At 69.6% G+C, this 10,748-nt stretch carries 13 protein-coding genes and 1 tRNA gene; 12 read left to right on the forward strand and 2 right to left on the reverse strand.

Going from position 1 to position 10,748, the window contains the following annotated elements; translation table 11 throughout:
* The coding region (locus FAF44_RS48675; protein ID WP_237110278.1) for a hypothetical protein at positions 1–607 on the forward strand (607 nt) is incomplete at its 5' end.
* On the opposite strand, the gene FAF44_RS48680 is transcribed toward FAF44_RS48675, so the two are convergent.
* Entirely contained in the window at positions 596–1,633 is a 1,038-nt protein-coding gene (locus tag FAF44_RS48680) for an adenosine deaminase (protein ID WP_237110279.1), read from the reverse strand. The genes FAF44_RS48675 and FAF44_RS48680 overlap by 12 nt on opposite strands.
* A 101-nt stretch (positions 1,634–1,734) precedes the next feature.
* Between FAF44_RS48680 and FAF44_RS48685 the strand changes: the two genes are divergently transcribed.
* Both FAF44_RS48685 and FAF44_RS48690 read left to right on the forward strand, forming a co-directional pair.
* Positions 1,735–2,295: a hypothetical protein gene (locus tag FAF44_RS48685; protein ID WP_237110280.1), complete on the forward strand. Its 561-nt coding sequence runs from the start codon at positions 1,735–1,737 to the stop codon at positions 2,293–2,295.
* A gap of 40 nt (positions 2,296–2,335) precedes the next feature.
* Entirely contained in the window at positions 2,336–2,857 is a 522-nt protein-coding gene (locus tag FAF44_RS48690; protein WP_237110281.1) for a hypothetical protein, read from the forward strand.
* A 4-nt stretch (positions 2,858–2,861) separates the two neighbouring features.
* On the opposite strand, the gene FAF44_RS48695 is transcribed toward FAF44_RS48690, so the two are convergent.
* Positions 2,862–4,070 carry a pyridoxal phosphate-dependent aminotransferase gene (locus FAF44_RS48695; RefSeq protein WP_237110282.1) on the reverse strand — a complete coding sequence of 403 codons (1,209 nt, stop codon included), beginning with the start codon at positions 4,068–4,070 and terminating at the stop codon, positions 2,862–2,864.
* A gap of 157 nt (positions 4,071–4,227) precedes the next feature.
* On the opposite strand from FAF44_RS48695, the gene FAF44_RS48700 reads away from it, so the two are divergent.
* The 9 genes from FAF44_RS48700 to FAF44_RS48740 form a co-directional block, all read left to right on the forward strand.
* A tRNA-Trp gene (locus FAF44_RS48700) sits at positions 4,228–4,300 on the forward strand.
* A gap of 77 nt (positions 4,301–4,377) precedes the next feature.
* A complete protein-coding gene (gene secE / locus FAF44_RS48705) occupies positions 4,378–4,623 on the forward strand; it encodes a preprotein translocase subunit SecE (protein ID WP_237110283.1) in 246 nt (81 codons plus the stop codon).
* A 70-nt stretch (positions 4,624–4,693) separates the two neighbouring features.
* Complete coding sequence (gene nusG, locus FAF44_RS48710; protein ID WP_237110284.1) at positions 4,694–5,473, forward strand: transcription termination/antitermination protein NusG; 780 nt, start codon at positions 4,694–4,696, stop codon at positions 5,471–5,473.
* A gap of 137 nt (positions 5,474–5,610) precedes the next feature.
* Positions 5,611–6,042 carry a 50S ribosomal protein L11 gene (rplK, locus tag FAF44_RS48715; RefSeq protein ID WP_237110290.1) on the forward strand — a complete coding sequence of 144 codons (432 nt, stop codon included), beginning with the start codon at positions 5,611–5,613 and terminating at the stop codon, positions 6,040–6,042.
* A 71-nt stretch (positions 6,043–6,113) separates the two neighbouring features.
* Entirely contained in the window at positions 6,114–6,833 is a 720-nt protein-coding gene (gene rplA, locus FAF44_RS48720) for a 50S ribosomal protein L1 (RefSeq protein ID WP_237110285.1), read from the forward strand.
* Positions 6,834–7,064: 231 nt separating this feature from the next.
* Positions 7,065–7,886 carry an LppX_LprAFG lipoprotein gene (locus tag FAF44_RS48725; protein ID WP_237110286.1) on the forward strand — a complete coding sequence of 274 codons (822 nt, stop codon included), beginning with the start codon at positions 7,065–7,067 and terminating at the stop codon, positions 7,884–7,886.
* Positions 7,887–8,122: 236 nt separating this feature from the next.
* Positions 8,123–8,647: a 50S ribosomal protein L10 gene (rplJ, locus tag FAF44_RS48730; protein WP_237110287.1), complete on the forward strand. Its 525-nt coding sequence runs from the start codon at positions 8,123–8,125 to the stop codon at positions 8,645–8,647.
* A gap of 72 nt (positions 8,648–8,719) precedes the next feature.
* A complete protein-coding gene (rplL, locus tag FAF44_RS48735; protein ID WP_237110288.1) occupies positions 8,720–9,115 on the forward strand; it encodes a 50S ribosomal protein L7/L12 in 396 nt (131 codons plus the stop codon).
* Positions 9,116–9,277: 162 nt separating this feature from the next.
* Positions 9,278–10,748, forward strand: a 1,471-nt coding sequence (locus FAF44_RS48740; RefSeq protein ID WP_237110289.1) for a glycosyltransferase family 39 protein, incomplete at its 3' end; no start/stop codon positions are given.

Below are 10,748 nucleotides of genomic sequence, written 5' to 3' on the forward strand. Positions count from 1 at the left end.
CTCCCGGGCCCCGGGCCGGCGCGCCCGGCGAACGCGGTGGGCGATCGTGGCGGCCGTGGTCGTCGCCGTCATCACCGTGACGGCCGCCACCCCCCAGGGCCGCGCCGCCGTCACGCAACTCCTGCGCTTCGCCGGCGTCGAGCTCAGGATCGGCGACACCCCGCCCGCGCCCGTCACCACCCCCACCGGCCTGCCGGGCGAGCACGAGGCCGCGCTGGAGGAGGCCCGGCGCCAGGCCGGGTTCCCGCTCAGGGTCCCGTCGGCGCTCGGCCCGCCGCACCGCGTGACGGTGTCCGACGGCGGCCGGCTGGTCTCGATGTTCTGGCCGGACGGCATGCGGCTCGACCAGTTCGACGGCGCCGTGAGCCCGTTCTTCTTCAAGCAGCTCGGCCCGCCCTACCCCGACCAGGCCCGGGTCGGCGGACGCGAGGGCTGGTGGATCCCCGGCGAGCACCCCCTCGGCTACCTCTCCCGCGCGGACGGCACGGAGATCCCGCTGCGCCAGGCGTCCCCCACCCTGCTCTGGCAGCGTGACGAGCTCAACTACCGGCTGGAGGGCGCGCCCACCGCGACGGAGGCCGTCCGGGTGGCCGAGTCACTCCGGTGACGGGGGAGAGGCCGGCCCCACCAGCCAGTCGTCCACACCCCTGAGCAACTCCTTGCGCACCGCCTCGGGCGCGGTGGACGAGCGCACGGACTGCCGGGCCAGCTCCGCCACCTCGGCGTCGGAGAACCCGTAGACGTCCCTGGCCAGCTCGTACTGCCGCAGCAGCCGCGTGCCGAACAGCAGCGGGTCGTCGGCGCCCAGCGCGATCGGCACGCCCGCGTCGAACAACCGCCGCACCGGCACGTCGGCGGGTTCCTCGGCCACCCCCAGGCCGACGTTCGAGGTCGGGCACACCTCGCAGCAGATCTGCCGGTCGGCCAGCCGCTGCATCAGCCAGTCGTCCTCGGCCGCCCGCACCCCGTGCCCGACCCGGTCGGCCCCCAGGTCGTCCACGCACTGCGCCACGCTGCGCGGCCCCATCAGCTCGCCCCCGTGCGGCATCGCGAGCAGCCCGCCCCGCTTGGCGATCCGGAACGCGCGCTCGAAGTCCCGCGCCTGGCCCCGCCGCTCGTCGTTGGACAGGCCGAAGCCGATCACGCCCTTGCCGGCGTACTGGGTGGCGAGCCGGGCCAGGGTGTTGGCGTCGAGCGGATGGCGGGTGCGGTTCGCCGCGACGATGACGGCCATCCCGATGCCGGCCTGCCGGGCGGCCTGCTCGACCGCGTCCAGCATCAGCTCCAGCGTGGCCGTCAGGCCGCCGAAGCGCTGCGCGTACCCCGAGGGGTCGACCTGGATCTCCAGCCACCGCGACCCGGCCGCCACCTCGTCCTGCGCGGCCTCCCGCATCAGCCGGTAGACGTATTCCGGACGAGTCAGTACGGACCTGGCGATGTCGTACAAGCGCTGGAACCTGAACCAGCCGCGCTCGTCGGTCGCCCGCAGCTTGGGCGGCCAGTCCTGCTCCAGCGCGTCGGGCAGGTGCAGCCCCTGCTCCCTGGCCAGCTCGATCAGCGTCGAGTGCCGCATCGAGCCGGTGAAGTGCAGATGAAGATGAGCCTTGGGGAGAGTGTGCAAGGGCCGTGACATCTGCATATCTTGCCACCCAACCTCCGGCCGGGTTCGCGCGCCCGCGAAGGAGACGCCGGTTCCCACGGTACGGACGAGCCCTCGCGGGGGACCAAGAGAGCATGATCCCCGCAGGGCACCACCTGGGTCAGGGCCGGCGAGCGGTCCTCACCGCGCTGGCGTTCGGCGTCACGGCCGTGATCATCTACGCCCTGTTCTCCTCGGGCTTCGGCCGGTTGCCGCGCTCCGCCGCGCCCATGCCCATGCCGGTGCCCGTGCGGGAGGTCGGCCCGCCGGCCCGCCCGATGGGCGCCGCCGTCCCCGCGCTCGCCGTCGTCTCCGACGACCTGTGGCTCACGTATCTGCCGCGCGGGCTGGAGAACAGCCGCGCGGGCGGCGCGAGCGCCAGGTTCGGCACGGCCGGCCGGTTCGTCGAGGCCCGTATGGAACGCGGTACGGTGGCCGCCGGCTGGGACGGCTACCGCGAGCGGATCACCGTGCTGGACGCCCGCGCCACCACCGTGCGCGGCAGGCCCGCCGTGGCCGGCCGCCATCCGGCCGGCGGCCGGATGATCGTCTGGCTCGAACGTCCGGGCGCCGGCGCGTGGATCCGGGTCAGCGACTCCCTCGGCGGCGAACTTGCCGCTATTGCCGCCTCGGCCAAAGCTCCTGTAGGAGACTAAGAGCCTTTTCTCTGGTTCCACTCAACTCAATGGGGGGTCGATGCGGCGGTTGGCGGCGGTGCTCCTCATGTTCACGGTCACCGCGTGCGGCGGCGGCGGTGGTGGTAGCGGTCTGGGCGGCGGGAGCGAGCTGCCCGACTCCCTCGGCACCTCGCCGCCGCCCAAACCCGCCATCACCGGCACCGGCACGATCACGCTGTCCTGCGGCGACGACGGCGTGCAGGTGCCGGCCTGGCCGATCAACCTCACTCCGGCCGGCTCGTTCGCCCGCCTCGACTCGCTCGTGCGTCCGCTGAAGGTCACGGGCCGCATCTGGAGCGAAAACGACGAGCGGATGTACGTCGGCGTGGTGTGCGGCGCGCGCACGGCCGAGGAGTTCGTCACGCTGGTCGCCAGGTCGTCGCTGAGTGTGTACCGGGGCAAACCGGCACTGCGCTGGACCACCCGGACGGGCGTGCGCTGCTTCATGTGGCTGGAACGGCCGGGCACCGCCGTCTACATCGGGGCGACCCCCGGCGTCGTCGACCAGGTCAGGCCGATCGCCGCCGCGATCACCTCGTGAGCCGTCAGCGCGCCTCGGACAGCAGCTTGGCCAGCCGGCTGACGCCCTCGGCCAGATCGTCGTCGCCCAGCGCGTACGACAGCCTGAAGTAACCCGGGGTGCCGAAAGCCTCACCCGGGACCACGGCCACCTCGGCCTCCTCCAGGATCAGCTCCGCCAGCTCGGCCGACGACCGGGGCCGCCTGCCGCGCAGCTCCTTGCCGATCAGCTCCTTGACCGACGGATACGCGTAGAACGCCCCCTTTGGTTCGGGGCACAACACGCCCGGGATCTCGTTGAGCATCCGGACCATCGTCCGGCGCCGCCGGTCGAACGCCGTGCGCATCTCCGCCACCGCCGACAGGTCGCCGGACACCGCCGCCAGCGCCGCCATCTGCGCGACGTTGGAGACGTTGGAGGTGGCGTGCGACTGCAGGTTCGTCGCCGCCTTGATCACGTCGGAGGGGCCGATCATCCAGCCCACCCGCCAGCCCGTCATCGCGTACGTCTTGGCCACGCCGTTGAGGATCACGACCCGGTCGCCCAGCTCGGGGACGGCCGTGGCGATGCTGGTGAACTCGGCGTCGCCGTACACGAGGTGCTCGTAGATCTCGTCGGTGACCACCCACAGGCCGTGCTCGGCCGCCCAGCGCCCGATCGCCACCGTCTCCTCGCGCGAGTACACGGCGCCCGTCGGGTTGGACGGCGAGACGAACAGCAGCACCTTCGTGCGCTCGGTGCGCGCGGCCTCCAGTCGCTCGACGCTCGCCAGGTAGCCGGTGGACTCGTCGGTCACGACGTCCACCTGCACGCCGCCGGCCAGCTTGATCGCCTCCGGGTAGGTCGTCCAGTAGGGGGCGACGACCAGCACCTCGTCACCCGGGTCGAGCAGCGTCGCGAACGCCTCGTAGACCGCCTGCTTGCCGCCGTTGGTGACCAGCACCTGAGCGGCGTCGGCGGCGTAGCCCGAGTCGCGCAGGGTCTTGGCCGCGATCGCCGCGCGCAGTTCGGGCAGGCCGCCCGCCGGGGTGTACTTGTGGAAGCGCGGCTCGCGGGCCGCCGCGATCGCCGCCTCGACGATGTATCCGGGTGTCGGGAAGTCGGGCTCGCCCGCGCCGAAGCCGATGACGGGACGGCCGGCCGCCTTCATCGCCTTCGCCTTGGCGTCGACGGCGAGCGTGGCGGACTCGGAAATCGCGGAAATTCGCGCGGAGACGCGGGGTCGGGTGGACATGGGTCCATGCTCCCACGCGCTCGTGACCTGGGCGATCAGGTTTTGGTTCGACGTGAGGGGCAATCACCCCTATGCTTTCGCTTGGTCCTTCCGCCGCATGTCGGCGCGCGGTTCGGTCCGGGCAGTGAGTCGATCAGGGTAGTCTGGTCAACGACATAGGGCACTGGCGCAATTGGTAGCGCACCGGTCTCCAAAACCGGCGGTTGGGGGTTCGAGTCCCTCGTGCCCTGCGAGTGCGGTCCGCGCAACGATTGGCGTGTAAGCGCGCCGCAGAACTGCGTTGGATACGACGGATCAGGTGAGGACTGTGGCGATCGACACGCGCGGCGAGACCGCAGACAAGCCTAGCGGCGAGAAGAAGACCCGCACGTCTCCTGCCCTCTTCTATCGGCAGGTCGTCAACGAGCTCCGTAAGGTCATCTGGCCGACACGCAAGGATCTCATCACCTACACCACGGTCGTTCTGATATTCGTTCTGATCATGGTTGGGATCGTGTACGGGCTCGACAGCGCCCTGGGATGGGCGGTCCTCCGCATCTTCGGCGGATCCTGACCCGAGACACCGCCGGGTGGCGTCGCCTGACGGAGTCGCCATTCGCAACCACGAAAGAGGAAGAGTCACCGTGTCCGAGTCTTCAGTTCCGGCCGACGAGTCCCGCGACAAGTGGGGCGACGAGTTGGAAGAAGCCACTGAGGAGTCCGTCGAGGCGGCTCTGGAAGAGGCCGGGGCCGAGGAGAGCGACGAGGCTGCCGAAGCCGAGGCTGACACTGAAGCCGAGGCCGGCGCCGAGGACGGTTCGGATCTTCCTGAGGTCGACCCCGTCGAGGAGTTCAAGAGCTCGCTGCGCGGGCAACTCGGCGAGTGGTACGTCATCCACTCCTACGCCGGTTACGAGAACCGCGTGAAGTCCAACATCGAGAGCCGCAACGTGTCGCTCAACATGGAGGACTACATCTTCCAGGTCGAGGTGCCGACGCACACCGTCCAGGAGTTCAAGAGCGGCAAGAAGGTCCCGGTCAAGGAGCGGGTGCTGCCCGGCTACGTGCTGGTGCGCATGGAGCTGACCGACGAGTCCTGGGCCGCCGTGCGCAACACGCCCGGCGTGACCGGCTTCGTGGGCCTGTCCAACAAGCCGAGCCCGCTCAGCCTCGACGAGGTCGCCAAGCTGCTGGCGCCGGAGCCGTCCGAAGAGGCCAAGAAGGCCACCACGAAGGCCGCCGCCGGCCCCACGGTCGAGTTCGAGATCGGCGAGTCCGTCACGGTCATGGACGGTCCGTTCGCCACGTTGCCCGCCTCGGTGAGCGAGATCAGCCCCGAGTCGCAGAAGCTCAAGGTGCTCGTCTCGATCTTCGGCCGCGAGACTCCGGTGGAGCTCTCGTTCAACCAGGTCTCGAAGATCTGAGTCGATCACGTAAGCTGATTAGTCGTCCCTGGTGCTCGCGGGGTTGATCCTAAGATCGCGGCGCTGGTGAACGTCCACCTGTGCGCCTCGCGCACGCGGGGATTTGCGAACCCATAGTCAGGACCCGGAGAAAGATCATGCCTCCAAAGAAGAAAGTGGCCGCACTGGTCAAGGTGCAGCTTCCGGCCGGTCAGGCCACCCCGGCACCGCCGGTGGGTACCGCCCTCGGTCCCCACGGCGTCAACATCATGGACTTCGTCAAGCAGTACAACGCTGCGACGGAGGCCCAGCGGGGCAACATCATCCCCGTTGAGATCACCATCTTCGAAGACCGCAGCTTCGTCTTCGTCACGAAGACGCCGCCGGCGCCCGAGCTGATCAAGAAGGCGCTGGGCATCGACAAGGGCAGCGCGGTCCCGCAGCGCGACAAGGTGGGCAGGCTCACCCGCGAGCAGCTCCGCAGCATCGCCGAGACGAAGATGCCCGACCTCAACGCCAACGACATCGAGGCAGCCGAGAAGATCATCGCCGGCACCGCCCGGTCGATGGGCATCACGGTCGCCGAGTAAGAACTTTCCCAGAAATCGTGGGAGGGCCGTTTTCCGCAAGCGGCCCGTACACCACTAGGAGTTGAGCAGAAATGCAGCGCAGCAAGGCGCACAAAGACGCGGCCGCCAAGATAGACCGCGACAAGCTGTACTCGCCCGTCGAGGCCGCGAAGCTGGCCAAGGAGTCGTCGAGCACCAAGTTCGACTCGACCGTGGAGGTCGCTCTCCGGCTGGGCGTCGACCCTCGCAAGGCCGACCAGATCGTGCGCGGCACGGTCAACCTCCCGCACGGCACCGGCAAGACCGCCCGGGTCCTGGTCTTCGCGACCGGTGACCGTGCCGAGACGGCCCGCGAGGCGGGCGCCGACATCGTCGGCGCCGACGAGCTCATCGACGAGATCGCCAAGGGCAACCGGCTCAACGAGTTCGACGCCGTCGTGGCCACGCCCGACCTGATGGGCAAGGTCGGCCGTCTGGGCCGCGTGCTCGGTCCGCGTGGCCTCATGCCCAACCCGAAGACCGGCACCGTGACGCCCGACGTCGCCAAGGCCGTGACGGAGATCAAGGGCGGCAAGATCGAGTTCCGCACCGACCGGCAGGCCAACCTGCACTTCATCATCGGCAAGACGTCGTTCGACGAGCGTCAGCTCATCGAGAACTACGCCGCCGCCCTTGACGAGGTGCTGCGTCTCAAGCCGTCGGCGGCCAAGGGCCGTTACCTGAAGAAGGTCACCTTCTCGACGACGATGGGTCCGGGCGTTCCGGTCGACCCCAACGTCACGCGTGGGCTGACCGCTGAGCTTGAGGGCTGAGCCCTCCCGCTGAGCTTCTCGCGCCCCCGTCCGGATGCGTTCCGGGCGGGGGCGCTTTCTCGTTTCCGGGCCGTGCCACCAGTGGGCCCGGGAGTTCGCGAGGCGTGTGGCCGCGGGCCGGGGAGGGGATTGTGCAGGAGATGTGTGCGGGTCGTGAGGGAGAACCCTTAGTTTTCCCCGATATCTGCGGGGAAGACGTCAGACCCGGAAACTTAAACGTAGGGTCAAAGCATGCTGAAGCGCACGATAAGTATGACCGCGGCCGGAGCCGCGCTAGTCGTGGCCGCGGTCGCCGGTTGTGGATCGAACGCCCAGCCCATCCAGGTCAACCTGGCCGCCTCCGAGGTGCTCGCGCAGGCCGCGCAGAAGACCGCCGAGGTCACCAGCTACACGGTCGACGCCGTGGTGAACCTGTCGCACCCCCAGGAGCGGGCCGGCAAGGTGCAGGGGCGGATGCTCTACCAGAGCAAGCCCCAGCTCGCCGCCGACGTCACGCTGGACACCGTCGACGTGGGGGGCCGCGGCCTGCCGGGCGGCGTTCGCGTGGTGCTGCGGGACGACACCGTGTACGTCAAGGTCGAGGCGCTCAAGCAGCTCCTCGGGGCGACCAAGCCGTGGATCAAGGTTCCGCTGAGCGAGATGGGCGAATCCGGCGAGGTCAACCAGTACCTCGGCCAGATCCAACAGTTCGATCTCGGGAACATGACCAAGCTGGTCACCGCGTCCCAGGACGTGAAGTCGGTCGGCAACGAGAGCGTCAACGGCGAGGACACCACGCACTACAGCGGCACCTTCCCCGTGGAGGTGGCCGTGCAGCAGTTGCCCGCCGACCGGCAGGAGCAGGCCCGGCGGAACCTGGCCGAGCTCAAGGACGTCAAGTTCGACATCTGGGTGGCCGCCGACGGGCTGCCCCGCAAGCTCGCTCTGAACGGTTCCAAGGAGGGCTCGACGCTCGACGCCACGCTGTTCTTCAAGGGCTACAACGAGCCCGTGGACATCCAGGTCCCGCCCGCCGACCAGGTGGGTGAGCTGCCCCAGGGCACGACCAACTGAGAACGATTTGGAAACTCGGCGGCCAGCACGTACTCTGGTCGTTGCCAAAGACCGCCGGTCGTTGTCAGGTGTTCTGAGCCTGGTGACCGAAGGATCCACCTCAGGTGGACGGCCTGCGCAGGTGTGATGCGAGTTTCCCACATGGTTGATCCGTGTGCGAGAGCCCCGTGCGCCCCTGCGCCGGGGCTGTTCTCATGTTGAGGGCCTTCTCCGGTGGCACATCTGGAAGGAGGCCCATGGCGAGGGCGGATAAGGCGACAGCGGTTGCCGAACTCAAGAGTGAGTTCGAGGGCAGCCAGGCCGCCGTTCTGACCGAGTACCGCGGTCTCACCGTCGCGCAGCTCAAGGAGCTGCGTACTTCACTCGGTGGGAATGCGAAGTTCGCCGTGGCGAAGAACACCCTGACCAAGATCGCGGCCACGGAGGCCGGTCTGTCGGGCCTCGAAGGCCTGCTCGCCGGTCCGACCGCGATCGCCTTCGTCAACGGCGACGTTGTCGAGGCGGCCAAGGGTCTGCGTGACTTCGCCAAGGCCAATCCCCTTCTGGTGATCAAGGGCGGCGTCCTCGACGGCAAGACGCTCGACGCCACCGAGATCACCAAGCTCGCCGACCTCGAGTCCCGCGAGGTTCTCCTCGCGAAGCTGGCCGGAGCCATGAAGGCCAAGCAGAGCGCCGCGGCCGCGATGTTCGCCGCTCTGCCGACGCAGATGGCTCAGCTGGCCGAAGCCCTGCGCGCCAAGCGCGAAGAGGCCGGCGAGTAACACCGGGGGTTGCCGCACGTACCGCGGTCCCGTTCCTAGTTTTCAGCAAGTCCTAAACGTAAGGAAACGATCATGGCGAAGCTCAGCACCGACGAGCTGCTCGACGCGTTCAAGGAGATGACCCTCCTCGAGCTGTCCGACTTCGTGAAGGTGTTCGAGGAGGCGTTCGACGTCAAGGCCGCCGCCCCCGTGGCGGTCGCCGCCGCTCCGGTCGGCGGTGGCGCCGGCGCCGAGGCCGCCCAGGCCGAGGAGCAGGACGAGTTCGACGTCATCCTCGAGGCTGCCGGCGACAAGAAGATCCAGGTCATCAAGGAGATCCGCGCCCTCACCTCCCTGGGCCTCAAGGAGGCCAAGGACCTGGTCGACGGCGCTCCGAAGGCGGTCTTCGACGGCAAGGTCAACAAGGAGCAGGCGGAGAAGGCCAAGGCTGCCCTCGAGGGCGCCGGCGCCACCGTGACCGTGAAGTAACTTCCCCTTCGCTTCACGAAAAAAGCTCTTCGAAAAGAGGCGGATACACCCTGGTGCCGGGTGTGCCCGCCTCTTTTCGCGTTCCCGGGCCCGTTCGCAGGCTTAGAGGATTCTCATGTACGTCTCATCGCCAGGCCAACCGGCCTGCCTAGCGTTCGGGACGTGGTCACCGAAGCGAAGTCTCGTTGGGCGCCGGTCGTGCTGCTGGCCGGCACCGGTGTGCTCTATCTCTGGGGTCTGGGCGCCTCGGGGTGGGCCAATTCCTTCTACTCGGCGGCGGTGCAGGCCGGCAGCCAGAGCTGGTCGGCGTTCTTCTTCGGGGCCTCCGACGCGGCCGGCGCGATCACCGTGGACAAGACGCCGGCCGCGTTGTGGCCGATGGCGCTCAGCGTGCGGCTGTTCGGGCTGAACTCGTGGGCCATCCTCGTGCCGCAGGCGCTGATGGGCGTCGGCGCGGTGGCGATGGTCTACGCCTCGGTGCGCAGGATGTGCTCCGTGCGGGCGGGGCTGCTGGCCGGGGCGGCGATGGCGCTCACGCCGGTCGCCGTGCTGATGTTCCGCTTCAACAATCCCGACGCGCTGCTGGTGCTGCTGCTGACCGTGGCCGCGTATGCCGTGATCAGGGCGCAGGAAAGCGGTTCCACCCGGTGGCTGGTGCTGGCGGGGGCCGCGATCGGGTTCGCGTTCCTGGCGAAGATGATGCAGGCGTTCCTGGTGCTGCCGGGGTTCGCGCTGGTGTACCTCCTGACGGCGCCGGTGGGGTTCTGGCGGCGGGTGCGGCAGTTGGCGCTGGCGGGCGCGGCCATGGTGGTCTGCGCCGGGTGGTGGCTGCTGGCCGTGGCGCTCGTGCCGGAGCGGGACCGGCCGTACATCGGGGGTTCGCAGGGCAACAGCGTGCTGGAGCTGGCGCTCGGCTACAACGGCATCGGCCGGCTCAACGGCGGCGACTACGGCGGGCTCGGCAACCTCAACCAGCAGGCCGGGTGGTTGCGGCTGTTCGACACCGAGGCGGGCGGGCAGATCTCCTGGCTGCTGCCGGCCGCGCTGGTGCTGCTGGCCGCCGCCACCTGGCTGACCCGCCGCGCGCCGCGGACCGATCCGGTACGCGCGGCGCTCTGGGTCTGGGGGAGCTGGCTGATCGTGACCGGGCTCATCTTCAGCCTGATGCAGGGCATCTTCCACGCCTACTACACCGTGGCCCTGGCCCCGGCCGTCGCGGCGCTGGTGGGCATGGGGGCGGCCGTGCTCTGGGAGCGCGGGGCGCACCGGGTGCTGGCCGTGGTCACGGCGGGCACGGTCGTGTGGTCGTACGCGCTGCTGGCGCGCGCTTCCGGCTGGAACCCGTGGCTGGGCGTGGTCGTGCTGGTGGCGGGGTTCGGGGCGGCGCTGGCGATGTTGTTCACCCGCCGGGTGGCGGCCGTGGCCGCGCTCGCCGTGGTGGCGTGCCTGGTGGGGCCGGCGGCGTACGCGGTGGACACGGCGGCGTCGCCGCACACAGGGGCCATCCCGACGGCTGGGCCCGCCACCGGTGGTGGTTTCGGGCGGTCACCCGGTGGCGGGTTCGCCGGGCGTCCGGACGGCGACGGGCAGTCGCGCCCGTGGCAGGGCGGCGGCCGACGCCAGGGGCAGGGGC

The organism is Nonomuraea sp. MG754425, assembly GCF_021699195.1.
Lineage (GTDB): Bacteria > Actinomycetota > Actinomycetes > Streptosporangiales > Streptosporangiaceae > Nonomuraea.

Bases quoted from the DNA above. Each gene is read 5' to 3' on its own strand.
- FAF44_RS48680 (WP_237110279.1), bottom strand. From the start codon at position 1,633: ATGTCACGGCCCTTGCACACTCTCCCCAAGGCTCATCTTCATCTGCAC.
- FAF44_RS48685 (WP_237110280.1), top strand. From the start codon at position 1,735: ATGATCCCCGCAGGGCACCACCTGGGTCAGGGCCGGCGAGCGGTCCTC.
- FAF44_RS48690 (WP_237110281.1), top strand. From the start codon at position 2,336: ATGCGGCGGTTGGCGGCGGTGCTCCTCATGTTCACGGTCACCGCGTGC.
- FAF44_RS48695 (WP_237110282.1), bottom strand. From the start codon at position 4,070: ATGTCCACCCGACCCCGCGTCTCCGCGCGAATTTCCGCGATTTCCGAG.
- rplK (WP_237110290.1), top strand. From the start codon at position 5,611: ATGCCTCCAAAGAAGAAAGTGGCCGCACTGGTCAAGGTGCAGCTTCCG.
- rplA (WP_237110285.1), top strand. From the start codon at position 6,114: ATGCAGCGCAGCAAGGCGCACAAAGACGCGGCCGCCAAGATAGACCGC.
- FAF44_RS48725 (WP_237110286.1), top strand. From the start codon at position 7,065: ATGCTGAAGCGCACGATAAGTATGACCGCGGCCGGAGCCGCGCTAGTC.
- rplJ (WP_237110287.1), top strand. From the start codon at position 8,123: ATGGCGAGGGCGGATAAGGCGACAGCGGTTGCCGAACTCAAGAGTGAG.
- rplL (WP_237110288.1), top strand. From the start codon at position 8,720: ATGGCGAAGCTCAGCACCGACGAGCTGCTCGACGCGTTCAAGGAGATG.